The organism is Sphingomonas gei (genome assembly GCF_004792685.1).
GTDB classification, from domain to species: domain Bacteria; phylum Pseudomonadota; class Alphaproteobacteria; order Sphingomonadales; family Sphingomonadaceae; genus Sphingomonas; species Sphingomonas gei.
On sequence record NZ_SRXT01000009.1, the window covers coordinates 76,897 to 100,843 of the forward strand.

General features: G+C 63.1%; 27 protein-coding genes. 22 read left to right on the plus strand and 5 right to left on the minus strand.

Annotated elements, in window-relative coordinates; genetic code table 11:
* Positions 1 to 79 precede the first annotated feature (79 nt).
* From E5A73_RS19885 to E5A73_RS19940, 12 genes are all read left to right on the plus strand, one after another.
* On the plus strand, positions 80 to 715 hold the full coding sequence (locus tag E5A73_RS19885; RefSeq protein WP_135965602.1) for an NADPH-dependent F420 reductase: 636 nt from the start codon (positions 80 to 82) through the stop codon (positions 713 to 715).
* 41 nt (positions 716 to 756) lie between these two features.
* Positions 757 to 1,203, plus strand: coding sequence for an ester cyclase (locus E5A73_RS19890; RefSeq protein ID WP_135965603.1), 447 nt, complete (start codon positions 757 to 759; stop codon positions 1,201 to 1,203).
* A gap of 130 nt (positions 1,204 to 1,333) precedes the next feature.
* Positions 1,334 to 1,645, plus strand: coding sequence for a DUF427 domain-containing protein (locus E5A73_RS19895; protein WP_240700306.1), 312 nt, complete (start codon positions 1,334 to 1,336; stop codon positions 1,643 to 1,645).
* 41 nt (positions 1,646 to 1,686) lie between these two features.
* Positions 1,687 to 2,898, plus strand: coding sequence for an MFS transporter (locus E5A73_RS19900; RefSeq protein ID WP_135965605.1), 1,212 nt, complete (start codon positions 1,687 to 1,689; stop codon positions 2,896 to 2,898).
* Between the two features lie 252 nt (positions 2,899 to 3,150).
* Positions 3,151 to 3,663: a sigma-70 family RNA polymerase sigma factor gene (locus E5A73_RS19905; protein WP_135965700.1), complete on the plus strand. Its 513-nt coding sequence runs from the start codon at positions 3,151 to 3,153 to the stop codon at positions 3,661 to 3,663.
* A gap of 103 nt (positions 3,664 to 3,766) precedes the next feature.
* The gene (locus E5A73_RS19910; protein WP_135965606.1) at positions 3,767 to 4,765 is read left to right on the plus strand and encodes a FecR family protein; all 999 of its coding nucleotides are present in this window, start codon (positions 3,767 to 3,769) and stop codon (positions 4,763 to 4,765) included.
* A 188-nt stretch (positions 4,766 to 4,953) separates the two neighbouring features.
* Entirely contained in the window at positions 4,954 to 8,004 is a 3,051-nt protein-coding gene (locus E5A73_RS19915; RefSeq protein WP_240700292.1) for a TonB-dependent receptor, read from the plus strand.
* A 114-nt stretch (positions 8,005 to 8,118) separates the two neighbouring features.
* Positions 8,119 to 8,871: a Slam-dependent surface lipoprotein gene (locus tag E5A73_RS19920; RefSeq protein ID WP_240700293.1), complete on the plus strand. Its 753-nt coding sequence runs from the start codon at positions 8,119 to 8,121 to the stop codon at positions 8,869 to 8,871.
* Positions 8,872 to 8,960: 89 nt separating this feature from the next.
* Positions 8,961 to 10,430 (plus strand): surface lipoprotein assembly modifier, encoded by a 1,470-nt coding sequence (locus E5A73_RS19925; protein ID WP_240700294.1) that lies wholly within the window; start codon positions 8,961 to 8,963, stop codon positions 10,428 to 10,430.
* Positions 10,431 to 10,584: 154 nt separating this feature from the next.
* Positions 10,585 to 11,292: an energy transducer TonB gene (locus tag E5A73_RS19930; RefSeq protein WP_168356015.1), complete on the plus strand. Its 708-nt coding sequence runs from the start codon at positions 10,585 to 10,587 to the stop codon at positions 11,290 to 11,292.
* Between the two features lie 35 nt (positions 11,293 to 11,327).
* On the plus strand, positions 11,328 to 11,942 hold the full coding sequence (locus tag E5A73_RS19935) for a biliverdin-producing heme oxygenase (protein ID WP_135965609.1): 615 nt from the start codon (positions 11,328 to 11,330) through the stop codon (positions 11,940 to 11,942).
* 37 nt (positions 11,943 to 11,979) lie between these two features.
* Positions 11,980 to 12,372: a YbaN family protein gene (locus E5A73_RS19940; protein ID WP_338112883.1), complete on the plus strand. Its 393-nt coding sequence runs from the start codon at positions 11,980 to 11,982 to the stop codon at positions 12,370 to 12,372.
* Between the two features lie 121 nt (positions 12,373 to 12,493).
* On the opposite strand, the gene E5A73_RS19945 is transcribed toward E5A73_RS19940, so the two are convergent.
* A complete protein-coding gene (locus E5A73_RS19945) occupies positions 12,494 to 13,396 on the minus strand; it encodes an AraC family transcriptional regulator (protein WP_135965611.1) in 903 nt (300 codons plus the stop codon).
* A gap of 119 nt (positions 13,397 to 13,515) precedes the next feature.
* On the opposite strand from E5A73_RS19945, the gene E5A73_RS19950 reads away from it, so the two are divergent.
* The 3 genes from E5A73_RS19950 (at position 13,516) to E5A73_RS19960 (ending at position 15,258) form a co-directional block, all read left to right on the plus strand.
* Positions 13,516 to 13,827 carry a DUF1330 domain-containing protein gene (locus E5A73_RS19950; RefSeq protein ID WP_168356016.1) on the plus strand — a complete coding sequence of 104 codons (312 nt, stop codon included), beginning with the start codon at positions 13,516 to 13,518 and terminating at the stop codon, positions 13,825 to 13,827.
* Positions 13,824 to 14,759, plus strand: coding sequence for an NADP-dependent oxidoreductase (locus E5A73_RS19955; RefSeq protein WP_135965613.1), 936 nt, complete (start codon positions 13,824 to 13,826; stop codon positions 14,757 to 14,759). The genes E5A73_RS19950 and E5A73_RS19955 overlap by 4 nt, the downstream gene beginning before the upstream one ends.
* Positions 14,760 to 14,820: 61 nt before the next feature.
* Positions 14,821 to 15,258: a DUF6640 family protein gene (locus tag E5A73_RS19960; RefSeq protein WP_135965614.1), complete on the plus strand. Its 438-nt coding sequence runs from the start codon at positions 14,821 to 14,823 to the stop codon at positions 15,256 to 15,258.
* Between the two features lie 49 nt (positions 15,259 to 15,307).
* Here E5A73_RS19960 and E5A73_RS19965 read toward each other — a convergent pair whose 3' ends face one another.
* Together E5A73_RS19965 and E5A73_RS19970 are read right to left on the minus strand one after the other, a co-directional pair.
* Positions 15,308 to 15,628, minus strand: a complete 321-nt coding sequence (locus tag E5A73_RS19965; RefSeq protein WP_135965615.1) for a DoxX family protein — start codon at positions 15,626 to 15,628, stop codon at positions 15,308 to 15,310.
* 1 nt (position 15,629) lies between these two features.
* Positions 15,630 to 16,010, minus strand: coding sequence for a DUF4267 domain-containing protein (locus E5A73_RS19970; RefSeq protein ID WP_135965616.1), 381 nt, complete (start codon positions 16,008 to 16,010; stop codon positions 15,630 to 15,632).
* A 101-nt stretch (positions 16,011 to 16,111) separates the two neighbouring features.
* Here E5A73_RS19970 and E5A73_RS19975 point away from each other — a divergent pair, with 101 nt between their 5' ends.
* The 5 genes from E5A73_RS19975 (at position 16,112) to E5A73_RS19995 (ending at position 19,559) form a co-directional block, all read left to right on the plus strand.
* Positions 16,112 to 16,681 carry a TetR/AcrR family transcriptional regulator gene (locus E5A73_RS19975; RefSeq protein WP_135965617.1) on the plus strand — a complete coding sequence of 190 codons (570 nt, stop codon included), beginning with the start codon at positions 16,112 to 16,114 and terminating at the stop codon, positions 16,679 to 16,681.
* A 39-nt stretch (positions 16,682 to 16,720) separates the two neighbouring features.
* Positions 16,721 to 17,257 carry a GNAT family N-acetyltransferase gene (locus E5A73_RS19980; protein WP_206366559.1) on the plus strand — a complete coding sequence of 179 codons (537 nt, stop codon included), beginning with the start codon at positions 16,721 to 16,723 and terminating at the stop codon, positions 17,255 to 17,257.
* Between the two features lie 179 nt (positions 17,258 to 17,436).
* Positions 17,437 to 18,003, plus strand: a complete 567-nt coding sequence (locus E5A73_RS19985; protein WP_135965618.1) for a TetR/AcrR family transcriptional regulator — start codon at positions 17,437 to 17,439, stop codon at positions 18,001 to 18,003.
* Positions 18,004 to 18,036: 33 nt separating this feature from the next.
* Complete coding sequence (locus tag E5A73_RS19990) at positions 18,037 to 18,927, plus strand: SDR family oxidoreductase (protein WP_135965619.1); 891 nt, start codon at positions 18,037 to 18,039, stop codon at positions 18,925 to 18,927.
* On the plus strand, positions 18,924 to 19,559 hold the full coding sequence (locus E5A73_RS19995; RefSeq protein ID WP_135965620.1) for an NAD(P)H-binding protein: 636 nt from the start codon (positions 18,924 to 18,926) through the stop codon (positions 19,557 to 19,559). Before E5A73_RS19990 ends, E5A73_RS19995 begins: the two co-directional genes overlap by 4 nt.
* Positions 19,560 to 19,671: 112 nt before the next feature.
* Here the strand turns inward: E5A73_RS19995 and E5A73_RS20000 are convergent, their stop codons facing one another.
* Positions 19,672 to 20,868: an FAD-dependent monooxygenase gene (locus E5A73_RS20000; RefSeq protein WP_168356017.1), complete on the minus strand. Its 1,197-nt coding sequence runs from the start codon at positions 20,866 to 20,868 to the stop codon at positions 19,672 to 19,674.
* A gap of 551 nt (positions 20,869 to 21,419) precedes the next feature.
* Here E5A73_RS20000 and E5A73_RS20005 point away from each other — a divergent pair.
* Together E5A73_RS20005 and E5A73_RS20010 are read left to right on the plus strand one after the other, a co-directional pair.
* Entirely contained in the window at positions 21,420 to 21,833 is a 414-nt protein-coding gene (locus E5A73_RS20005) for a hypothetical protein (protein ID WP_135965622.1), read from the plus strand.
* Positions 21,833 to 23,038 (plus strand): FAD-dependent monooxygenase, encoded by a 1,206-nt coding sequence (locus E5A73_RS20010; protein WP_135965623.1) that lies wholly within the window; start codon positions 21,833 to 21,835, stop codon positions 23,036 to 23,038. Before E5A73_RS20005 ends, E5A73_RS20010 begins: the two co-directional genes overlap by 1 nt.
* On the opposite strand, the gene E5A73_RS20015 is transcribed toward E5A73_RS20010, so the two are convergent.
* On the minus strand, positions 23,033 to 23,872 hold the full coding sequence (locus E5A73_RS20015) for an AraC family transcriptional regulator (RefSeq protein ID WP_135965624.1): 840 nt from the start codon (positions 23,870 to 23,872) through the stop codon (positions 23,033 to 23,035). The genes E5A73_RS20010 and E5A73_RS20015 overlap by 6 nt on opposite strands.
* Positions 23,873 to 23,947: the final 75 nt, after the last annotated feature.

Below are 23,947 nucleotides of genomic sequence, written 5' to 3' on the forward strand. Positions count from 1 at the left end.
GTCTGCGACGAACCACTGGCCGCGGCCGCTTAGGCGATAGCGTATTCGTAAATCTAAAAAGTGAAAGGCAGCACGAGCCATGAAGATCGGAATAATTGGCAGTGGCCAGATCGGTGGCCAGATCGGAAAATTCTGGTCCCATGCGGGACACGAGGTCCTGTTCTCTTCGCGCCACCCGGAGACACTGGGCGGCCTCGTGGAGCAAGCAGGCGGCAGCGCGAGGGCAGGCACGCCCGAACAGGCAATCGCCTTCGGGGACGCCATCTTGTTGTCGATCCCGTTCGTCACCTTGCCGGAATATGGGCGCACTATGAGTGAGGCTTTCGGCCGCAAGGTGGTGCTCGATACGTCCAACCCGTATCCGGATCGGGACGGACCCATGGCTGAGGAGGTCAGGCGATCGGGCCTCGGAACGGGACCGTACCTGCGTGAGTGGTTTCCGGGCGTGCGTATCGTTCGGGCCTTCAACAGCGTCTGGGATCAAACCCTGGCGAAAGAGGCTCATCGCCCGGGACCTCGCGTCGGAATACCTCTCGCATCGGACGACGCCGAAGCGCTGCAGATCGCAGCAGGCCTTGTGACCGACGCCGGCTTCGATCCGGTGATCGTCGGGGCACTCGATCGCTCGCGCGAGTTCGATTTCGGCGCGCCTGTCTACGACACCGGCATGTCCGGGCCCGAGGTGCGTGAGGCCCTTGGTCTCCCCGCAGCTTGAAATCCTAGTTCTCATCAGCGTCACTTTTAAGGAGCGACATCATGGCTGAAACAAGCCTCGCCTACGTTATCTACGAAGGGTTCGCGAACGGCCAGCTCGATCGTTGGGACGCCATCATTCATCCTGACGTCGTGATCAACAGCCCGGCCGGACGCGACACGGTAGGGCGTGACGCGCTCAAGGGCTGGGTACAGGCTTTCCTCTCGGCGTTTCGGCCTCGCGTCGATCTGATCGACCATTATGTCGCCGGTGATCGCGCGCTGGTGGCGATCAATATGCACTGGAAGCACGACGGCACGCCGTTCTTTGGCATCGAGCCGACGGGGACGAGCGGCACGTCTGTCGAAACCCTCCTTCTGCGCTTGAAGGACGGGCTCGTGACGCACTTCGATGTTGCCGACAACACGCTCGATCTCGCGATCTATCTTCACGAACAGGGCATGGATCTGCCGCGCTCAGTCACACCGCCGGCGCTGATTGCGGGCTGATCGATTTGGTCGATCGGCGATTTCTGGCGCGCCCAAGGGGCGGGAACTACCAGTGAAAGGACCTTCTGTGGCTGACCGTAAGATACTCGTCCCCGACGCCAGTCATCCTATCAGCATAAGGCCATCTTCGGTGACGGTTGTTGTCAGGGAGGGGGCATATCAATTCGCGAGGTCGAGCAGCGCGTGGACGCTTACAGAAGCGTCGTATGCTCCCGTCCAATATATCCCGCGTGGCGACGTTGACATGTCGCTGCTTGAGCGTTCGCAGCACACGACGTATTGCCCCTATAAGGGCGATGCCAATTACTACAGCATACCCGCCCTTGGCGCGTCTGGCATTAACAGCGTGTGGACGTACGAGAAACCCTTCGAAGCGGTTGGCGAAATCGCCGGCTGCCTCGCTTTCTATCCAGACCGGGTCTCGATCGAACTCGCCGACTAGCGACGTTCACGACCTTCGCTATCACATTCAAGGCCTAATAGATGAAGGACTCGTCTGAATCTGTCGACGTCGCGCGATCGGCGCGGGAGCCGACTTTGTCACAGCAATATCTTGCTGTAACTGCCGTTGCGGGTTCGTGCTTCGTCATCATCACGACGGAGTACCTGCCCGTTGGCCTCATTCCGGCGATGGCGCACGATCTCGGGATCACTGTCGGCACGGCTGGACTTACCATGACGCTGCCGGCCGTCGTCGCGGCCTGTAGTGCGCTTGTGGTCAGCGTCCTTGTTGGCCGGAGGGATCGGCGGACCGTCCTGATCGGACTGATCGCGCTGCTATGCGCGGCCAATCTTATGTCTTTCCTGGCCCCTAACTTCAGCACGCTTCTAGCCGGCCGCGTTTTGGTCGGGATTGCGCTAGGAGGATTTTGGCCGCTCGGCATTTCGATTGGCGCTCGGCTCATGCCGGAACCAACCGGTGCGCGAGGGGTAACAATCATCTTCTCCGGCCTGTCGATCGGCACCATTGCCGGTGTGCCAGCTGGCACGCTGATAGCAGAGTATCTTGGCTGGCGGACGGCGTTCGGCGCCGCTTCTCTTATCAGCGCCCTGGCGGCCGGCGCGTTGCTCGCGTTCGTGCCCTCGACTTTACCCGTTCGCCCAACGCGCTGGCGCGACTTGGGTGCGCTGCTATTCATCCCGCAAGCCCGTCTCGGACTAGTGCTTGCCTTGATGACTTTCGGCAGCACGTTCTTCGCTTATCCTTATATAGGTCCATTCCTCGCTCTCGTGGCGAAGATGAGCCCTGGGCAAATTAGTGGAATGTTGGTGCTCTTCGGCGTGGCCGGATTGATCGGCAACGCCTTGGGAGGCTGGCTGGTTACGCGGAGCTATCGTCTGGCGATGGTCCTCAATGCGCTGGCCTTGGCGCTCCCTGTGTTCCTGCTCGCGCAGTTTGGAGGCATCGGGGTGATCGCTGTCCTGATGGTTGGCGTTTGGGGGCTAGCTTATGGCGCCCTTTCCATTGTTTGCCAGTCTTGGGTGGCGAAAGCGGCTCCGGAGGCACTCGAAACCGGTGGAGCGCTTTACGTCGCCGTGGTTCAGGCATCCGTCTCGGTTGGCGCTTGGTTTGGCGGCATGGTCGTGGATGATCTCGGGGTCGCCTATGTGATGGCTGCCAGTGGCGTTATCGCGTTGGTTGCGGCTTTGCTCGTGCCGCTTTTTGGCAGATCTTCTCCCCTTTCCACCGGCTAGTCCGCTCTATGTAGCGACGTTCGATCGATCTTCCCGATAGGATTTGTGCCCGAGGGCCGGAATGGACATGGCCGACGGCTCCGTCGATGGAGAGGAGGCGGCTGCGGTTCGCATCGAATCCATAGGGCACTGGCCTGTGCCTCTTGTCAGTTTCGCCTTGGAAAGAATGGCCTCCCACCGCAATTGCGATTGGTTCGCAAGAGGGAGGGCGCTAAGGAGGCTTGGCTAAAAGTAGTATATGGAGTGCGTCTGTTGTCGCGACAGGAGGATGTCCTGAGCATATTCCTGACCCAACGACAGGCTCTAGTCCGGTACGCTTCGGGCCTCACCGGCAACCGTGCCGAGGCGGAGGATGTCGTCCAGGAAGCGTGGCTTCGTTTCCACGCCGTTGCAGGGGGGCGACTGCTTGCCGAACCCGAACGATATCTGCGTCGCATCGTCAGAAATCTTATCGTGGACGGTCGTCGCCGCAAGGGTCTTGAACAACGGCTGTTCGACCCCGATTCGGCGGGTCTCGCCGAAACGCTTGCGAGCGAGCAGCCCTCGGCGTTGACTGAAATTGCCGCGAGGGAAGAGCTTGAGATTGTCCGAAAGGCCGTGGCCGCAATGCCCGAGCGGATGCGCCGCGCCTTCGAGATGCATCGTTTCGAGGGGGCCAGGCTCGTTGATATTGCGGCGTCTCTCTCGATCTCCAAAAGCTTGGCGCATGAGCTGGTTGTCGAAGGCGTCCAACGCTGCAAACGAAGCTTGCGTGGCGAAAGATAACGCGCTTTGCCGAAATTCCCGGAAATGCTGCGCGACGATCCGTTATCGATGCAAATGGCTCGTCTCATGATCAGCGGCCGATATCAGGGATAATCGAACTGCAATGGCTGATCCCGCGTGTAACGATAACCCCGACAACTCCAGCGAGAAGATCGACCGCGAGGCTAGTTCATGGCTCATTCGCCTCGATGACGATCGGGACGACATGGCGTTACGCGAGGCATTCAATGTGTGGGTAACGTCGGATCCGCGTCATGCCGCAGCGTGGCAGGAAACACTTCGCATTGCCGGCACAATCGCGCTGGTCCAGCACAACGTCCCTGTGCCTGCACAAGCGGCGGTTGCGCTGCGATCCGGTACCGGGCGTCTTAAGCGCTGGCAGGGAGCCTGGAGCGGGGTAGCGGCCGTCGCCATCGCTTCCTGCGCCGCATGGCTGATGCTGCCCGACGCGTTGATTGCACTTCGCGCTGACCATCTGACTGCCACCGCTGAGGTGAAGACGATAACCCTGCCCGATGGCAGCAATGTCACCTTGGCTCCCTCGTCTGCCATAAGCGTATTGATCGCGGGTGGGCGACGCGATGTCCACCTGTTGCGGGGCGAGGCTTATTTCGACGTCGTGCACGACGTCAACCGGCCCTTCCGGGTGCTCGCCGGCGAAAGCGAGACCCGCGTGCTCGGAACTGCGTTCGACGTGACGTTGACGGACAGCGCAGCGGGGGTCGCGGTCAGCCGGGGCGCGGTGCAGGTTTCACTGCCGGCACGCGCGGGCAACGCTCGGGAAATGCTGCCGGCCGGAGAATCAGTGAGTGTTGATTGGCAGGGCAGCGTGCGGCGCGAGCATGTTCGCCCCGATCGTGTTGCCGCTTGGCGCCAGGGACGGATCATCGTCGCGGACGAGTCGGTCAGCGAGGTCATTGCGGCCCTCCGCCCATGGTACAGGGGCTATATCCTCGCCCGAGGACCGGGCCTTGAAAGTCGGCGCGTGACAGGCCTGTATGACTTGCGGGATCCCGATGCCGCCCTGGTCGCCCTTGCTAGGGCGCAGCGCATCGAGGTGCGCAACCTGTCGCCCTGGCTGAAGGTCGTCACGGTCGAATAGAAAAGTTCTCGCCAGACAATTTTTTTACCGGAAATCACCAGCCGTCGCTCGTCTCCTTATTGTGCTATTGATTCGCATTAGCCGGATCATACTGCACTCTTGATCGGGCGGGAAAGGTGACGATGGTGCGATTGGGGGACAGGGGACTTAAGTGTTTCGCGGGAAAGCTGGCGCTGCTGTCGGCGTCAGTGGCGATCAACGCATTGTTTACGCCGTCTGTCGCGTCGGCTCAGACCGCCAAGGCGGAAGAACAAACATTCACTATACCAGCTCAGCCGCTGAGCGGTGCGCTGGCGGACTTCGGTCAGCAGTCGGGAATGCAGGTCAGCGTCGATGCCGCCACGGTGCGCGGCGTGGCCAGCGCAGGCGCGACGGGCAAGATGTCACGTTCCGAGGCCTTGGCACGCTTGCTGGCCGGCAGCGGCTACGCCGGCCAGATCGATGGCAGAGTGGTCACGCTGGCCCCGGTCGGGCAAGTCGAGGACGGTGCAATCGCGACCGGACCGCTTCAGGTGCAAGGCGACCAACGCCTTGCCACGACGGCGGGAGAGGACCGCGATGCGCGCGGCGCTGATGACATCTATGATCGCGACGCCACCACGACCTACATGGGCAAGGACGAGGTCGAACGCTACAAGGGCGTGACCTCGTCGGACGTGCTCAAGGGCATGCTCGGGGTCTATAGCGGCGACGCGCGCAACGGTGGCGCAATCGACCCCAGCATCCGCGGCGTCTCCGGACCCGGCCGGGTGCCTGTGATCATCGACGGGACGGAGCAGGCCCTGACCGTCTGGCGTGGCTACAACGGCGTCAGCAACCGGGCCTATATCGATCCAAACCTAATATCTGGCATCCAGGTCGAGAAAGGGCCTGTGGCCGCGCGCGGCGTAAACGGTTCAATCGGCGGCGCGGTGGTCATCCACACGCTCGACGCCGACGATATCCTCCGGAAGGATCAGAAGTTCGGCATCGAGGTCAAGCTCGAGGGCGGCAACAATTCGACCGAGCCACGCTGGCCGCATCTGTTCCTCGGCCAGGACTATCATAATATCCCCGGCTATCCCGGCTCACGCGGCACGCCCGGCAACATCATCTACCCAGCCAACGATCCGGCGGTACTGGTCATGGCGCGGACCAGCCACGACAATGATTTCTTCTCGCTCGGTGACAAAGCGGCACGCGTGGCTTTGGCCGGCCGGCTCGGCGACCTCGACCTGTTCGGCGCCTATGCCTATCGCACCCATGGAAATTATTTCGCGGGCGAGTCCGGCGCCGGTTACTATTCCCAGAACGTCGACCCGAAATATCAGGGTACCTTCGTCCAGCGGATGGCATTCAATTATCTGCCGGGCACCGAGATCACCAACACGTCGTCGAGGACTTCCTCCTGGCTGGGGAAGCTCGTCTGGCACATCAGCGACGTGTCCGATCTCAAGGCCGGATATCGCGACACGCGTTCCACCTATGGCGACATCATGGCTTCGCGTCTGCTTGGCTGGGGCGGACACGTCGGCTCGATCCAATGGCCGGCCAGCCACGTCCATGCCCAGGCCTACAATCTCGATTATCGACTTCAGCCGGGGCTGTGGTGGCTCGATCTGAAGGCGAGTTTCTGGGACACCCACACGCTCAGCGATACGAACAGCAACGGTGGCTACCCGGAGTCGGCATCCTATACTAATCCGATCCTGCAGGACACGGCCTCCGCGCATTCGCGCAACGATCGCTTCGGGGTCATCGCCAGCAATCAGTTGAAGCTGGGCTCACGATTGGACCTGCTGGTGCAGGGTAATTGGCAGCGCGAAGTGCTGCGCCCGCGCGGCGAATCCCTCCTTGATGCTACCGCGCCCAAGTGCGCGTCCTTCTTCTGCGGGACCAGTAGGTCGGGCCGGCGTGAGGAATACCGCATCGACTTGAAGAGCGAATGGCGGCCGTTCAGCTTTCTCAAGCTCAACGCGGGCCTCACATACGCCGGCTTTCATGCCACCGACGATTACTTGCGCGACCAGATCGCCGCGGGAAAAGCGCCAAAAATGTATCCCATCGTGGGATACTCCGCCGTTGTCGACTATAATGTCACTGACGCCCAGAGCTGGAATGACTATCTCTATCTACAGTATTTCAACCCAAATGATCCGAGCACGTACCTAGCTCAGATCAAGTATAGCCCGTACGATCTTTCCTACAATGGTATCCGGCAGCTGAGAGATATTGATCCCTTCTTTGTGGATCAAGATGGCAAGTTCACGAGAGGGCAGAACCCGTGCCTCAACGGCACCTTCAAGGCGCCGCCGTTTGACCCCAAGAGCTGTAAGTTGGGAACGAGCTTTCAGGAATTGCGAGCAGCGACCTACGCTGATACCCACTTGGCGGCTCGCAACTGGGCGCCGATGGGCTCGGCCACCGTCTACCTAAGCACCTCAAGCCGCTTCTATGTCCGGTATGCAGAGGCTTACCGCTATCCCAGCATTTTCGAGAGCACGATCGGCTTCTCGCAGTCCTATAACCCGCTTGCCCGCGTCAAACCTGAACACGCGCATTCGCTCGAAGCGGCTTTCGTTCAGGACATGGGTTCAACGCTAGGCCTGGGTCGGGGGCAGAAGGCCGATCTAAAGCTGACCTGGTATCGCAACGTCACCACCGACGTGATCGAACGCAATACCAACCTTGTGATTTCCAATATCGACAAGCAGATCCTGTCCGGCCTCGAGGTCCAGGCGCGCTATGACAATGGCTGGCTGTTCGGTGATTTTGGTTATGCGCACGTCTTCACCAACAAGGTCTGCGATCAAAGCACCGCCACCACGCTCGACTCAGGTCATACAGGTCTCGATCGTATTCCGGACTGCGTGAAATACGGGTTCTATGGCGGCTATCTTCTGACGCAGGCGGCGCCTGACAATTCGCTCAACCTCACGCTTGGCGCCCGCGTGCTCAATCGCCGGCTCGAATTCGGCCCGCGTTTCACCTGGTATAGCGAGTACAAGAACAAGCTGCTCGACACGCTGGTCAACGTTCCCGACAACGACAAGGTTCAGGGCTACGCACTGAACGTGCCCTATGCCTGGGGCGCTAATCTGACGGTGGACGCCTACGTCCGCTTCCGGATCAACCCGCGCTTCACCGCGGAGATCGACGGCACCAACCTCACCGACCGCTATTATGGCGATCCGCTGACGCGCTCGCTCAATCCCGCTCCCGGCCGGACCGTCCGCATCAGCCTGACCGGCCGATTATGATTTCAAGCCATTCGGCAGCCGCCGCCGTGCCTGACATGGAAACCGTGGCCGAGCAGCGACTGCCGGATAACCGCCCCCGGAAAGCCGGGGGTGTCACCAAGCAGGAGAAGTAACGTGAAATCTTCCAACCTCAAGCTTTTCGCCACCTCCGCCGTCGTAGCGCTGGCGTTCGCTGGAACCGCACATGCGCAAGTCGCGGGCGGCACCAGCGACAGTTCCCACAACCAGGTCGGTGTGAGCGCATCATTCGGTCCGACGCACCCGACCGCAGGCGTGGCCGGGCTCAGCGCTAGCGCGACTGGCCTCTCCAACAAGGTCGCCTTCCAGGACTTGAAGAACGACGGCACGACCGACGGCAATGGCGTGACCACGATCAACAACCCGATCACCGGGCCCGACGACCACCAGAATCTCGGCCTGTTCCACTTCGCCCAGGTGGCCAATAACGACGTCTGGTTCGGCGAATGGACCAGCACTGCCACGTCCGGCAGCACCGACCACACGGTCTATTATGCCGGCACGACGACCGGCACGACCATTCCGGCGAGCGGCACTGCGAGCTACTCGGTCAAGGGCATCAACAATTACGCCGCGTCAAGTGGTCTGCTAAGCGGCACCTTCAACGCCGACTTCACGGCCAAGACGTTGACAGGTGGCCTCTCCAACGCCGCCTATAGCGTCAACATCGGCAGCGCGACGTTCAACAGCGGAGGGGCGATCGCCAGCACCACCGCGAGCAACTCGGCCGGTGCGACTGGCGGCACTGTCGATGGCCGCTTCTACGGTGCCAACGCTGCAACGCTCGCCGGCATCGTGACCTTCGCCGCCCGTCAGTACGACACGGCGTTCGGCGGCACGAAGAACTGATGCGGATCGGCGACACCCTCGGGTTCGCCTATCCTCAAGGCAAGGCAGGGAGGCTCAGCTTCCCTGCCTTGTCCCTGCTCGCCCTCGCCATGGCATCCGCGCTGGCGCCAATTCCGGTCTATGCGCAAGCGGGAACGCCGGGCAGCGCAGCCGGTGACGATACGCGGCTGCGCCTCGATGATGGCATCGACCGACGCGAGACCGACCGCGAGCGCGAGGTGCTGAAAGGCTCCGACGATCTCGACGCCGTTCCCTCTACGATCGTGATCGACGGGCACACCTACACGGTCAGCAACAATGTCAACGAAATGGGCGAAGCGCTCTACGTCTCGGTGGTACGGCGACAATGGGCTGACGTGCGCCGGTTCCTCAAGGCCTATCTGGCGCTCGACCATCATGACCCGATGCTTGTCCTCTATGCCCAGGGCGCGCTCGCGCGGCAGGAGAAGGATTTCGTCGGTGCGGAGCGCTTCTATCGCAAGCTGCTCGCGCTGCAGCCCGACTTCCTCCCCGGCCGACTGGAATTGGGCCGGATATTGTTCGAGAACCACAAGGATCGCGACGCGCTCGCCACCTTCCGGCAAGCCCGCGCCGAACTCGCGGGCGACGGCGAAAAGGTGGCGGGCGTCCGCAAGACCGTCGACGCCTTCATCAATGGGCTGAACCGGCGCGGCGGCTGGCAAGGATCGATCGCGATCGGCCCCGAATATAGCGACAATCTCAACCAGTCCTCGGCGAGCTATACCTGCTTGCTCGCTGGAGCGGATGGCTCCTGCCTGATCGATCGAAAGGTGCCCGACCCGATCAAGGCGCCCGGCATCAACCTCGAGGGCACGATCAGCCGACGCGTGCCGCTGGGCGGGCGAGGCGGCATCCTGAGCAAGGCTGTCGTCTTCGGCGACGTCTTTCCGGGCAATGGGCGCTACAGCCAGACCAGCCTCTCGACTCAGATCGGCTACGATCATCAGAGCGCAAGGGCGAGCTACACTATCTCGCCGACCTTCGATCTCGGAAGCTACGGCCACCACCTTCTCTACACCGCCTGGGGTGTCCGCGCCGAAGGGCTCCTCAACCTGTCGCAGGTCGCCGCACTCCGGCTAGAACTGGACCACAAGACCTTCGATTATAAGCAGCCCGCGTACAAGGACTATGGTGGCGGGCAGACCGAAGCCTATCTGACGGGCTGGTATGTCCTGGGGCATAGCTGGACGCTGTTTGGCGGCCCGGACTTCGTCGACAAGAGCACCGACGACCCCACCAACTCCTTCCGGCAATATGGCTTCCGGGCGGGCCTCAACAAGCCGCTCGGCAAGGGCCTCAACCTGCTGTTGCTCGGCTCCTTCCACTGGCGCGACTATGGCGCCTACAGCGAGCTGCTCGGGGCCAAACGCGACGACGCCGAGCAGGATTATGTCTCGGTCATCAAGGTTCCGGCGCTGAGCTTCGCCGGCCTGACCCCCAGCATCCTCGTCCAGCACAATCGGGTGAAGAGCAATGTCGACTGGCTCTATTCTTACCGACGTACGGCCGCCAGCTTCCGGCTCGAATATGCTTTCTAGCGCTATGCCCAATCTTGCTGGGACCGCAGGATATTGCGAGGACCCGCGCATTGCCCCCGTCGCCGTCGTCCCAGTAGAAGCTGGGCCGCCCGAGCTGTGGCAGCGGTCGGTTTATGAGCAGCCGAGATCCTGTCGTGCTATCGGCGGCAGCGGCGTGATCGCTACCCTGGTTCTTGCGCTGGCCGTGTTTTTCTGGATTGGCAGCAACAGCTCGGTCCCTGTCGCGCAGGCAGCGCGCAACACAGTGCTTACGGTCTTCAATATACCGCAGGCCGCACGCCCGGACCACCCGGAACAGGTGCCACCCGGACCGCGCCAGCGGCAGAGCGAGGCGCAACGTGCCGCGTCGCGCGAACCCACGCCGGTCCCGATCCAGCCCGTCCCCCCTGCCGGCGGCCAATCCGCGCCGGCAACCCCGCCTCCCGCGCCCAGCGCGGCCGCAGCGTCCGCCAACAGCTCGGGAAGCAAGCAAGTCGAGCGGACAACCGCTCCGCCCGCGATGCCCGTCCCGGTGTCCACCGTCAGCGCAGCGCAGGAGGATGTCGCGGCCCAAGCCGCAGCCGCCAAGGCAGACTGGCAGGCCCGCTTGCTCGGCCATTTGCGCAAGTACCGCCGCTACCCTCGGTCTGCGGAGAGTTCCGGCCAGCAGGGTGTCGCGACGATCGCGATTACGCTCAATCGTCAGGGACGGGTGCTGAACGTCCAGCTGCGCCGTGGCTCCGGCTACCCGCTGCTCGACACGGAAGCCGTCGCGACGGCGCGTCGCGGCTCGCCCTTGCCGGCGCCCGACGCGGCAATCCCGGGCGATCCGGTACGCGTCGAGGTGCCCGTCGTCTTCTCGCTCGCCAGGCCCGATTTTTAGCAGCGCTATCCCACCCCACATGCAGGAGCATTACCATGAGTGAACTCATCGCAGACAGAGCGCCAGGCTCAGAGCAGACCAGCCGCGCCAAACGACTGAGGGCATCGACCCAAGCTGTTCATGAGCAGCTCGATACGTCGATCACGCTGGCGAGAATCCTCGACAGTGTTGAAGGCTATCGCCGGTTCGTCGGCATGCAGTTTCTTTTTCATCGCGATATCGACGCGCTTTACCGCGACGAGCGACTTCAGTCGGTCATTTCCGGCTTGGAACAGCGGCGACGTCTACCCCTGATCGAGCGCGACCTCGCCGACCTTCGTCTTGCCAGACCGTCGCAAACCGGTCGGCCCGTTTTCGGAGCAGACGCTTCGGCCGACGTGGCGACCGCGCTCGGCTGGCTTTATGTCGCTGAAGGGTCCAATCTCGGGGCGAGCCTGTTGCGCAAGGAAGTCGCCAAAATCGGGTTGTCCGACACGTACGGCGCCCGTCATCTCGCGCCTACTGCAGAGGGACCGGCGGCCCACTGGCGCAGTTTCACGGATGGCCTGAACGCTGCGCCACTCAATGAAGAAGAGGAGGTACGCGTTGTCACGGGCGCGCAGGCTGCATTTGCGCATGTGCAGGCATTGACCGATGCCTGTATCCTTTGAGCCGGTGGGAGCGCCGCTGACGAAACGCGGGCGGGCCGTGCGGAGCTTGTGGCTGACCCTTGGATTGGTACTTGTCGGTGTGGGCTTCGTCGGCCTGTTCGTGCCGCTATTGCCAACCATCGACTTCCTGCTGCTTGCCTTGCCTTGCTTCGCGAAGTCTTCGCCACGCCTTGAAGGCTGGTTGCTCAACCACAAGCGCTTCGGGCCTCCCATCCGCGCATGGCAGGCCGAGCGGGCGGTCCCGATGCACGCCAAGATTTTTGCCTGTGTAGGCATGAGCCTCGGCTATACCTCGTTCTGCCTTGTGGCCCATCCGAGATGGCCGATCGCGGCCAGCATAGCCGGCTTGTTGATCGCAACGTGCATCTGGATCGTTCGCCGTCCGGCCCCCTCAGAGACGGTTGGCGAAAAGCCGACGCAGACGATTTGAACGGGACCGCCCGGTACTGTCTGATGTCCGATCCTACCCGTTCGAAAGGGCGTTCTGGATTCGCCAGAGCGCAGGCGGGAGAACAATCGCGCCGATCGGTCTCTGGAACTGACTTCAGGGCCTAGCTTTTCGCCGCGCGCACGTGATCGCGGGGCGTGTCGCCTGTCACTCGTTTGAAGGCGGTGCTGAATGCGCTCTCTGATTCATATCCGAGCGAGCGCGCGATCGCACCGACGGATTCGCCCCGCACCAGGCTGCGTCCAGCAAGGAGCATGCGCCAGCGGGTAAGATACTCGATTGGGCCATCGCCGACCAGAGTCCGAAACCGCGCCGCAAAGCCGGATCGCGACATTCCAACGGCGAGAGCCAAGGTCTCGACCGTCCAGCGCCGGGCCGGCTCATGATGGATCGCGGTTATAGCCGTGCCCACCTGTTTGTCGGACAGCGCGAATAGCCAGCCTACACCCCGCCCTTCGTCGAGATGGAGGCGGAGCGCTTGGATGAGGATCATGTAGACGAGCTGTTGTACGATTAGAAAATTGCCCGGCCTGGCCTCGGCCAGTTCCTGCCGCATCCGATCGATCGCCCAGCGCAGCGCCTCGCGGTCGGACTCGCTTTGCAAATGGACGACCGGGGGCAACATGCCTAGCAAGATATGCGCCTGCGGTCCGGCGAGTTGGAAATGGCCGCCCAGCACCGTGACCTCGCCGCCGTCGTTGAGCCTCGCGAGCGAGCCGGTGCCCGATCCCGGAAAGACGCGGCGCCAATCCTCGGACGGCAGAGCCGGATCACTGGCGACGCGGAACGGCAAGCCGTGAGGAAGCAAAACGCAGTCGCCCTGCTCGAGGGGCAGGGGTTTGGGAACGCCTTCGTGGATGAGCCAGCACCCACCCGAGGTCACGGCATAGCATTTGATCCCGTCATATTCCCCGAAGTAGACTGACCATTCGCCGCCCGCCTCGAACCCGCCGACGAAATAGCTTTTCGGCTCAAGCAACGAGAGGACATCAGACAACGGATCCATATTTGGACGATCTCCAAGATAGTCTGGACCATAGCGGATAGATCGTCTGGATACGAGCGGCTATCTGCCGCTTGGAGCGGCCGGCGAGGTCCGCTGTCAAAACCGCTCGGAGACGCATGATGGCGGAAAGTGCCGTGTTAGTGGTCATAGAAATTGTCTCGGTCGAAGATCCGGCGGGCCTTCAGACCTACGCGCAGCGCGCCAGCGCGCTGATCGGGTCGTTCGGAGGTCAGTTGGTGGCACAAGGCGGAGTTCCTGTTGACGAAGGGGCCGCATTTGCGCCCTTGGTCATTCAGCGGTGGCCGTCTGAAGCGGCATTCCGCGCCTGGATCGCCAGCGACGCGTACCGACCTCTCAACGAACTTCGGCTCGCAAGCGCTACCATGAAAGCGGCCATCGTTCCGACCAGCGTTGGTCCAGACGCGGCATGAGGCGCGTTCAGTATCAGCGCTACGGCGGTTCGGAGCAACTCCGGCTGGACGAGGTTGATGTGCCGGAACCCGGGCGAGGCCAGATTCGCGTGCGAGTGCGCGCTGCGGCGGCCAACCCGATGGACTGGAAGATCCGCCGCGGCGAGATGAAGATGCTCTCCGGGTTCCGGTTTCCGCGCGGATTGGGCCATGATTTCGCCGGCGTTGTCGATGCCGTGGGGCCCGGGGTCGATCAGCGCGAGGTCGGCGACGAGGTGCTCGGTGTCACCGCCATCAGCCGGGCTGGCGCATTCGCGGAGTTCGTGGTCGCGGACGAGAAGAACACCGCCCTCAAACCGGCATCGATCTCGTTCGAGCAGGCGGCCGCAATGACCATCATCAGTTTGACGGCCTGGAGCGCCCTCATCACCAAGGCCAAGCTGAAGGCTGGCGAATCGGTCTTCATCAATGGATGTCTCGGCGGGGTTGGACGCTCGGCGGTGCAGATCGCGCGCATGCAGGGCGCCGAGATCGTCGGCAGCTGCAGTGCGTCGGGGCGCGAGGAAGCGCTGGCGCTCGGTGTCGGCGAGGTCGTCGACTATCGCGGCTTCGACGCCGCCTCCTATTACCACCGCTTCGACGTCGTCTTCGATGCCGCAGGCGCGCTGTCGCTGCGCCAGTGCGGCGCGATGTTGAAACGTGGCGGCGTGTCGCTGCACATCGTCCCCACGCCGGCCAAGATGATCGGCACTTTCCTGTCGTCGCGACATCACCTGGTGTTCGGCAATCCGACGCGACAATCGCTGGCCGGCATTACCGACGCTGCAGCGCGAGGCCTGCTCGTCCCGGCCATCGGCCGCATCGTATCGCTGTCTGAGGCCATTGCCGCCATCGTCGAACTTGAGACGACCGGTTTGCCGAAGGGAAAGCTGGTGGTCGTTCCGACGCGATGAGCAACCACAACGGGCGTGTCAGAACGGCCCGAAATACCGTCTCGCGTTACCGAGGAGGCCTATGGACAAGCAATTAGCCGGGCGTTGTCTCTTGACACTCAATGCCGTCGGTATCGCCATCGGGGGCTTTGTGGCCGACATGAACGCCACGCACATCTATAATCCCCACTGGCCGCCACATGCCAAATTCCACGATGGCCAGACCATGGCGTTCGGCGTCTTCCTGTCGTTGGCAACGCTCTTCTTCACGTGGCGTCGGGCAGGCGACCGGCAGACCAATGTGCTGGCGGCGGCACTGTTCGGCGGCGTGCTCTATTGGGCGCAAGCAGCCGCGAACCTTTTTCCCGGCGTTACCTGGATCGATCCCGAGTTTCTCAAGGCAGGCGAGAGCCTGACGGACTTTCCTCCGCAGCTTTACATCGACCTTGGCATGAGCGCCGTCATCATCTTGGCGACGTGGCTTGCATGGCCGCGAAAACCCACCACGCGCAGGCCCTGATCGAGACTGCAGGTGACCCGATCTTGACGGCCTGAAGCTGGCGGTTGGATCAGGACGTCATTCCGGCCGCCACGAGCAGGGCGGCGAACAGGCCCAGCGGCGCAAGGTGGGAAAACTCACGGTGGCGCAAGACGGTCAATGCCGCCGCCGCGACGATGACGGCGCCGAGGATCAAGCCTGCCCCGCGCGTGACCGTGAAGGCGAGCAGGGCTGCATTCGCCATCTCCAACCCACCGGTGACTCGGCACCAGCACGGTGGATACCCCCAGCGGACGAAGCTGCTCCGCGTTGCAGGCGTACCGATCGCGTTGAACAGCCCCGCACCGAAGAATGCGGCGACGAGGAGCCAGATCGAGGCGGTGTGCAGCATGTCAGGCGGCGCCGATGATCAAGGGAATGGCCGCCAGGATCATCAGCGCCGCCGTGACCCCGTGGATGCCGAAGGCCCGCCCGGTCGAGCCCTTGGCGGCCAGAATGAGCGACATGTCGCCGGCGGGGATAAGGGCCTCGATCATCAAGGCGATGCCGGCCATGCGTGGACCGCCCCAAACCATCAAGGCCAGCAAGACCAGCCCCGAAACGATGTCGCGGACGCCCTTCAGCCGAAGCCACCAGGCGGTGTTCTCGCCTTCCTCAGGAAGCGGCAGGCCGAAGCTCCGTGTGGCCGCCCTAGGATTTGTGAGATACATGACGCCGATGACGATGATCGCGACTGCCACCAGCAGCGCGATGCCGATTGCGAACCCGTGCATGCGCAACTCCTCCTCGTTGCGAGACACATAATCTAGCATTGCTAGATTTTCAACCATAGCTATAAGTCTTTCGGCGCATCCGGCGCGGAGAAAGGCCGACAGTGGGAGTCTCGGAGCGAAAAGCCAGGCAGCGGGCTGAGCGAGAGGGTCACATTACCGCGGCGGCAAGGTCGATTGCGGCCAGCGAGGGATGGAGCGCGGTCACGGTCCGGCGTTTGGCGGCGGAGATCGAATATACCCAGCCGGTCCTGTACTCGCACTTCGAGAACAGGGAGGCGATTGTCGCGGCAGTCGCCCTGGAGGGTTTCCGGGAACTCGCGATCGCGCTCCGGCAGGCCGCGCAGGAATGCGCCGAAGGTCGGGAGGCGGCCCGGAAAGTCGCCACGGCATATCTGGCGTTTGCTGCCGAGCAGCCTGCTCTTTACGAAGCTATGTTCACCATGGCGAGCAGCCTGCGCTTCGCGCAAGGCGATGCGAGACCGGAATTGCAGGACGCCTTTGCGGCGCTTACGGCAGTCGTCCCGGCATCAAATGGCGATGTCGAGCTCGCGACCGAGACATTGTGGGCGGCCCTGCATGGACTTGTCGAGCTGGAGCGCTCGGGCCGGATCAGGCCAAGCGCCCGCAACGAGCGCCTGGCGCTCGTCGTCGATGGACTTGCCCGGTTCTGACCCCGGGTGGTCGAGTGTCAAGAGAGGCGGCGTGCCAAGATGTCCATGATCGTGATCAGAGCGGAGCGGCCTGGCGACCGCGCGGTGATCGCGGACCTGGTGGAGCGCGCCTATGCCGCTGTCCCCTACAGCGATCACCGCGAGCACCTCATGATTGAGCGCCTGCGTGGGACCGGCGCTTATATCCCGGCGCTCTCGCTGCTCGCGGAAATCGGCGGCGAAGCCGGCGGCCACATTCTGCTCACGAAGGCGCAAATACGGAGTGATCTCTCGGCCGTGACGACGTTGGCGCTGGCGCCCTTGTCTGTCGTGCCCGAGTTTCAGATGCAAGGCGTCGGAAAACGCCTGGTCAGCGCGGCGCACGAACGCGCCGCGGCGCTTGGCTTCGGATCCGTGTTGCTCGTGGGAATCCCGAGCTATTATCCGCAATTCGGCTACGAGCGGCTGAGCCGCTACCCGATCGAGCTGCCGTTCAACGCCCCAGACGAAAATTGCATGATCCTTCCACTACGGCCGGGCGCGCTCGATGGCGTGGCTGGAAGAGTGCAGTACGCCGACGGATGGATCGATCATTGAGAGCTGCTCAACCGATGGCCGAGACCAGTGTTCATGGTCGTGCTGGCGCGCCGGAAGCCCAGTCAATCAGGGCATGAGTTCTCCGGCGAGCCAGCGGCTACGGCAGCGCACGCCAGAACGCACCGACGTAGTTGACTGTCCAGTCACTCTTCTATAGCCGTGACGGTCGAGGATGACCGATGCCAAGACCGAAAAGTGAAGAGAAGCGAGGCGCGATCATCGCCGCAGCGATCAGGATCATCGCCGCGCAGGGGCTCAGCGCGCCGACGGCGATGATCGGGAAGGAGGCCGGCGTCTCGAACGGGACATTGTTCACCTATTTCGAGACGAAGGCGGACCTGCTGAATCAGCTCTACATACAGCTGAAGTCGGAAATGGCAGCGGCGACCACGGTCGGTATCCCGACCGAAGCCGACATGCGCGACCAAGTGCGGCATGTCTGGGATGGCTGGTTGCACTGGGCGGTCGAGCATCCGCGGGAGCGTCAGGTTCTCGCTCATCTCAGCGTTTCGCACGATGTGACCGCGGCAAGCCAACAGGTCGCCAGCGAGGCATATGCCGGCGTCGCGACGCTTCTGGATCGGAGCCGGGCAACTGGGCCAATGCGTGACGCCCCACTGATGTTCGTTGCCTCCGTTGTGACCGGATTGGTCGATGCGACGGCCGACGCCATGACCCGAGATCCGATGCGCGCGGAGACATACGCCGCCACCGGCTTCGCCGCGCTGTGGCGGATCCTCACCTGATTTCATCCGATATTTGCGCGACTGGACAGCACGATGGAACGCATACCCGCTGAATTGGAATCTCGTCGCGAGATCGTCGTGGTGACCGGCGCCTCGACCGGTATCGGCGCCGCCACGGCGCGCGAGCTTGCAAAGCGCGGCTTCCACGTCCTCGCGGGCGTGCGTCGGAGTACGGATGCCGAAACGCTCCGGGCTGCGAACCTCGAGCCGATCCTGCTGGACGTCACCAACGAGGCCGGGATCGCCGCGCTCCTGAAGCGTGTCAGCGAGGATCCCGAGCGCCGCCCTCTACGTGGCCTGGTCAACAACGCCGGCATCGGGGTCAACGCACCCGTAGAGACCTTTCCGCTTTCCGAGTGGCGTCAGCTATTCGACGTCAACCTCTTCGGTCATGTGGCGATGATGCAGGCGCTTCTGCCCGCACTGATCGAAAGCCGCGGCACGGTCGTCAACATTTCCTCCGTCGGCGGCAAGGTGGCGATGGCGACCTACGGTCCCTACGCCGGCACGAAGTTCGCGCTTGAAGCGGTCAGCGACGCACTGCGCCGTGAGGTCGAGCCGCTTGGGGTGAAGGTCGTTGTCATCGAGCCAGGCGCCGTGAAGACCGACATGCTCGGGCGGGTCGGTGACCGTGGCGAGAGCATCGTCAGCGGGATGACGACAGAACAGCGTGGTCGCTACGCCACGCTGATGCATGCGATCATCGCCCAAGCCAAGGCGTCTATCCCCGGCGGAGCGCCTCCCGAGGAGGCGGGTCGCGTGATCGCGGACGCGATTGTCAGCAAAAGGCCTCGGGCCCGCTATACCGTCGGCCGCAACACAGCGTTGCTCATCCGCCTGACCAGGCTCCTGCCCGATCGAATGCTGGACAGCCTCCTTGCCAGAGCGCTCAAGCCCTATCGATCCGGGGCGGTCCGGACATGACCAAGTTGCTGGTCGTCGGCGCGACCGGTCTGGTCGGGTCCTGTGTGGTGGAGCAGGCGCTTGCCGACGTGCGGATCAGCCAGGTCATCGCCCTGACGCGGCGTCCTATCGCGACGCGCGGCCGACTGGAGAACATCGTCATCGACTTCTCCAACATGCCTGATCAAGCGGACTGGTGGTCTGTGGACGGTGTAGTCAGCGCGCTCGGCACGACGCGAGCGACGACCAGATCGAGGTCGGACTACCGATCGATCGACTACGAATACCCGCTCGCCATTGCCCGTCATGCCCGTGATCACGGCGCGACGCGCTTCGCGCTGACCTCGTCGCTCGGCGCAAATCCCGGCTCGCGTTTCGCCTACACACGCACGAAGGGGGAACTGGAAGTCGAACTGCAGAAGCTCGGCTTTCCGTCGCTGACGATCGTTCGCCCAAGTGTGCTGCAGGGCGATCGCGAGCACCAGCGCGCCGACGAACGCGCGGCCCAGATCATCGCCGGGTTTTTGGCGCCCATTCTCCCGCGCCGGCTGCGGATAAGTCCTGCAAGCGCCGTCGCGGCGTTGCTGATCAACGGAGTCGTCCAAGGTCTGCAGGGTGTCCATCTCAGGAGCAACAAAGACATGCCGCGTTAGCGGCTGTTCGGCCTCTGTGATCCCACGCTCGCAGTGCTTCTCGCCCGAGGCCAGTCTGCGAGGCCATCGCGAATGGTCTGAGCCCTCAAAAAACTTCTCAAGCCCCAGCGCATCAATACTGCGGAAATACGAAGTCTTCCGCGACACCCTTTTCGCGCTTCGCAGCGCTTGGCCTCAGCACCTTCTGCACGCCTCCGCTCGAGAAGAATTTCTGAGCGAGGTGCGTGACGGATATGCCGAACCACGTCTTCGCGTGCAGCAACCGAATGAAGCGGGGACTCAGCTGGTCTTGCGACGCTTCGACATAGGGGCGGACCAGCCGTTCATAAGCGGCGAAGGCTTCGGCGTAGCTTTCGCCTCGGGCGATCTCGCCGGCGAGCACATAGGCGCCGACCAGGGCAAGAGCCGTCCCCGCCCCTGTGAACGGCGTTGGACAGTAGGCGGCGTCACCGATCAAAACGAACCGGCCCTTCGACCAGGCGGAGGCCCGGACCTGGCTCATCGGCCCGAAGTAGAAATCCTGGACCATATCCAGTTCCGCGGTGATGCGGTCGGCGACCGTCCCCCGGCCTTTCAGCGCCTTGAGCAGCAGGTCCCGTCTCGCCGCGGAATTGTCTCCCTCAATGTCGTGATCCTTTCTGAGGAAAGTGATCAGGACGGTCGTCTCCTTCTCGTTCCCGGGCCTTAACGTGATGAAGGTGCCGCCGACGCCATTCACCGAATAGGCCCAGTTATCGTCCTCCGGACGGCGTGGAATCTTGAAGAACGCCATGTAGGCGCCGAGGTAGCGAAAGCGGGTCTCCTGGGCCAAGACCTTGGCCCTGGTCGAGGAGCTCATGCCCTCGCCGCAGATCACCAATTCGAAGTCTTCGGCCCTGCCGTCGTCGAAGGTGACCGACATGCCCGCGCCACTGTCGTCGAGATTGGTGACACTTGTCCCAAAGCGATATTCGCAATCGCCTTTGGTGGCTTCGAAGAGGACACGGGCAAAATCGCCGCGAAGGATCTCGAAATCGCTCGTCAGGGTGCCGACGGCGCCCTTGGGAAAGACCGCGATCACGGCGCCCGCGGCATCGAGATACTTCTGCCCCCGTTCCAGGGTGTCCTTTGCTTCGATCGCCTCGGCGAGGCCCATCATCTTGATGACCTGCTGGCCGGCGCCCTTGATGTCGACGTTCTGTCCGCCATCCCGGAAGGTCTGCGCCTTTTCCACCACGACGACGGAGTAGCCATATTTGTGCAGCCAATAGGCGCATGCGGGGCCGGCAATGCCGGCGCCACAGATCAGGATCTTCTTTTCGATTCTCATACATCCTCGCAAAGGCCGACCAGACGCACCCCCATGCGAACCCGGTCGCATTGTCGAACGGTCACTGGCCCGGAATCGTGCGCGCGAAATGCAGCGCCGCACATCCTCCCGGGCGCAGGAGATTGGGTTCATTCCAGGACGGGATAGACGGAGGCGACCCAGCGGGGATGGGGCCGTTCTGCCAATAAGTTTACCGATCTCGCCAAGGTCTCCGGCGGCTTTCCGTTCGGCGGTGACTTTGTCGGTCATGGCCTGACCGGGATCGGTCTGGTCAGTGCCAAACCCAGGCGTGGCTCGCGGCATGGGAAGCTGTCCGCGACGGGCCGCAGCGAGAGGCTCTCGCGACTCCATAACCCGTCACGGGCTTTCCGGCCCGACTCTCCCTCTTTCGGCGTTTGTTGCTGCCGGAGGGCTGATGAGCCGCCGGCCTGCACCCTTGCCGCGGGCAGTTTGGCAGGATCGAACAATCCTTTGCCGGTCGCGCGCAATTCAATCCGGAGCGCGATGCCTAGAAGTGCGTGGCCCGAGCCATTCGGGCAGAGGAGGTGTCGATGCGCCTGGATGACGCTGCCTTTCCGATCGTTCGGATGCACTATGATGTGGCGGGCGATGGAGACAGCCTCGCGCTGTTCGACGCGTTGCTTGCCCGGGAGCAACCGTTTGTCGTTCTGGCGCTGAGTGCGGACCCCGACCACATGCAGACCGGCGAAGAACGTTGGCAGCTCTCGCGCTGGATGAAGCGCAACCGCGAGCCGCTCAACCGTCTCGTCAGGGCGATGGTCTATGTCGAGCCGCAGCCGGCGCGCCGGTTCATCGCCAAAGCGTCCGCGCCGGTCTTCCGCACGGTGTGGGGCTACCCGCTGTTCGTCGCGGACTCCGAGGCGGACGCCTTGCCCACGGCCGAGCGCCTGCTTGCGGGATATCCGCTGCGCGCCGGCGATCCCAGTCAGACGGAAGACCAGTGATGACGACAGCCGATATGAAGGTACTTGTGTCCGGCGCGAGCGTTTCCGGCTTGAGCGTCGCCTATTGGCTGTCCCACTATGGCTTCAAGGTCACCGTCGTCGAGCGCGCACCCGACCTGCGCCCGGGCGGCCAGGCCCTCGACGTGCGCGGTGCGGCTGCCGTCGAGGTCGCGCAGCGGATGGGGATTCTGGCCACGATCCGCGAGCGCAGCACCAAGCTTGCCGGCATGTCGATGGTCGACGCCGCAGGGAAAGAGACCTTTCGGAGCGAGGAGCGGTCCCTGACCGGCGGCAAATTCAACAGCCCCAATGTCGAGATCCTGCGCGATCATCTCGTCCAAGTGCTGTTCGAGGCCGTAGGAGATCGCATCGACTTCATCTTCGGCGACTCGATCGAGACGCTGAAACAGGATGACACCGGCGTCGACGTCACCCTGGCCAACGACCTCGCCACCGCGTCTCCGCGCCGCTTCGACCTCGTGATCGGAGCCGACGGAATGCGCTCGAATGTGCGGCGGCTGGTGTTCGGTCCCGACGAACAATTCGCCCACTATCTGGGCTCCTACATCGCCGTCTTCTCGATCCCGAACTTCCTCGGCCTCGATCATTGGCAGGTGTTCTGCCAGAACGGCGATCGCGGGGGCGGCCTTCTCGTGTTGGACAAGGACCAGCCGGCGAGAACCTATGCTGGTTTCGGCGCCCCGGAGCCGCTGACCTACGACTATCGCGACATCGCCGCTCAAAAGCGGCTGCTGGCCGACCGGCTCGCCGACGCTGGCTGGGAGTTCCCCCGCATCCTGGCCTTCATGGAGGACACGCCGGACTTCTATTTCGACGCGATCAACCAGATCCGCATGGACGAATGGTCGAACGGGCGGGTCGTGCTCCTTGGGGACGCGGGGTACTGCGTCTCGCTGGCCACGGGTCAGGGCACGTCCGTTGCGATGATCGGCGCCTATGTCCTGGCCGGCGAGCTTGCGACACACCGGCATGAGCCCCTGGTTGGCCTGAAACGCTACGAACAGGCGCTACGGGATTATGTGCTCGCCAATCAGGCGCTGGCCAGCGACATGAGCCTGCCCGACGCGCCCTCGGGCGATGCGGCGGGCGGTGACGCCGTCATCGATCCTGACAGCGTGCCGGACTATAACGAGCGGGCCATCCCCTTCGATCTCAAAAGTTACGAGACCCTGCTAAGGTCATAGCGATCGGGTCTCGTTTGCCCTCGCGACGTCGGCCCTTGCCGCATTTTGGACCTGCCGGGCGGCAAGATATTTGCCGGGCGGCTCGCCGAGCACCTTCTTAAACATGGTGATGAACGCGCTGGCGCTTTCATAGCCGAGGTCGAAAGCCACCATCTGAACCGCCTCGCCTCGTGCGAGGCGCTCCAGCGCGACCATGATATGGAATTGCTGGCGCCACCGCCCGAAGCTCATGCCGATCTCCCGGTGGATCAGGCGAAAGAGGGTGCGCTCGCTCATCGCTACCCGGCGCGCCCATTCACCGATGGTGGCCCGGTCGGAAGGGTCTGCAGTGAGCGCGTCGGCGATCCTTCGCAGACGCGGGTCGCCCGGCAGCGGCAGATGGAGACGCTCGACCGGCGCGGCGGCCAGTTCGTCGAGCATTGTCTGGGTGAGACGCCCTTGGGCCCCGTCGCGGTCGTAAAGCGGCGGCAGTTTGGCGACGCCGATGATGAGCTCGCGCAGCAGCGGCGCGATCGCCACCGTGCAGCACTCCTTCGGCATGGCAGGCGCGGCGTCCGGTTCGACGAACAGGATGTAGATCGCGACCTCGCCGACGCCCCGCACGCTATGCTCCATCCCTCCCGGGATCCACAGGGCGCATTGCGGCGGCACCATCCAGAGGCCTTTAGCAACTTCGCAGGTCACCAGCCCCCGCAGCGCCATGATCAGCTGCGCCTTGCGATGCTCATGCTGCGGTTGCTCGAATCCATCGGTCACAAGCTCACCACCGATCGCGAAGACCGGCCGGGGTACTTCTTGAGGATCGAAGGCATCCTCCGCATCGATCTCCGACATGCCCGCCTCCGTTCCCCTGCCATGCTGCGCCTGCGCACTCTTGTCGTGGAGCGCGACAAATTGCGAACCATTCTT

Excerpts from the sequence above, each read along its gene's own strand:
- E5A73_RS19885 (WP_135965602.1), top strand. The coding sequence starts at position 80 with ATGAAGATCGGAATAATTGGCAGTGGCCAGATCGGTGGCCAGATCGGA.
- E5A73_RS19890 (WP_135965603.1), top strand. The coding sequence starts at position 757 with ATGGCTGAAACAAGCCTCGCCTACGTTATCTACGAAGGGTTCGCGAAC.
- E5A73_RS19900 (WP_135965605.1), top strand. The coding sequence starts at position 1,687 with ATGAAGGACTCGTCTGAATCTGTCGACGTCGCGCGATCGGCGCGGGAG.
- E5A73_RS19910 (WP_135965606.1), top strand. The coding sequence starts at position 3,767 with ATGGCTGATCCCGCGTGTAACGATAACCCCGACAACTCCAGCGAGAAG.
- E5A73_RS19925 (WP_240700294.1), top strand. The coding sequence starts at position 8,961 with ATGGCATCCGCGCTGGCGCCAATTCCGGTCTATGCGCAAGCGGGAACG.
- E5A73_RS19935 (WP_135965609.1), top strand. The coding sequence starts at position 11,328 with ATGAGTGAACTCATCGCAGACAGAGCGCCAGGCTCAGAGCAGACCAGC.
- E5A73_RS19945 (WP_135965611.1), bottom strand. The coding sequence starts at position 13,396 with ATGGATCCGTTGTCTGATGTCCTCTCGTTGCTTGAGCCGAAAAGCTAT.
- E5A73_RS19950 (WP_168356016.1), top strand. The coding sequence starts at position 13,516 with ATGGCGGAAAGTGCCGTGTTAGTGGTCATAGAAATTGTCTCGGTCGAA.
- E5A73_RS19955 (WP_135965613.1), top strand. The coding sequence starts at position 13,824 with ATGAGGCGCGTTCAGTATCAGCGCTACGGCGGTTCGGAGCAACTCCGG.
- E5A73_RS19960 (WP_135965614.1), top strand. The coding sequence starts at position 14,821 with ATGGACAAGCAATTAGCCGGGCGTTGTCTCTTGACACTCAATGCCGTC.
- E5A73_RS19965 (WP_135965615.1), bottom strand. The coding sequence starts at position 15,628 with ATGCTGCACACCGCCTCGATCTGGCTCCTCGTCGCCGCATTCTTCGGT.
- E5A73_RS19970 (WP_135965616.1), bottom strand. The coding sequence starts at position 16,010 with ATGCACGGGTTCGCAATCGGCATCGCGCTGCTGGTGGCAGTCGCGATC.
- E5A73_RS19980 (WP_206366559.1), top strand. The coding sequence starts at position 16,721 with ATGTCCATGATCGTGATCAGAGCGGAGCGGCCTGGCGACCGCGCGGTG.
- E5A73_RS19985 (WP_135965618.1), top strand. The coding sequence starts at position 17,437 with ATGCCAAGACCGAAAAGTGAAGAGAAGCGAGGCGCGATCATCGCCGCA.
- E5A73_RS19990 (WP_135965619.1), top strand. The coding sequence starts at position 18,037 with ATGGAACGCATACCCGCTGAATTGGAATCTCGTCGCGAGATCGTCGTG.
- E5A73_RS19995 (WP_135965620.1), top strand. The coding sequence starts at position 18,924 with ATGACCAAGTTGCTGGTCGTCGGCGCGACCGGTCTGGTCGGGTCCTGT.
- E5A73_RS20000 (WP_168356017.1), bottom strand. The coding sequence starts at position 20,868 with ATGAGAATCGAAAAGAAGATCCTGATCTGTGGCGCCGGCATTGCCGGC.
- E5A73_RS20005 (WP_135965622.1), top strand. The coding sequence starts at position 21,420 with ATGCGCCTGGATGACGCTGCCTTTCCGATCGTTCGGATGCACTATGAT.
- E5A73_RS20010 (WP_135965623.1), top strand. The coding sequence starts at position 21,833 with ATGACGACAGCCGATATGAAGGTACTTGTGTCCGGCGCGAGCGTTTCC.
- E5A73_RS20015 (WP_135965624.1), bottom strand. The coding sequence starts at position 23,872 with ATGTCGGAGATCGATGCGGAGGATGCCTTCGATCCTCAAGAAGTACCC.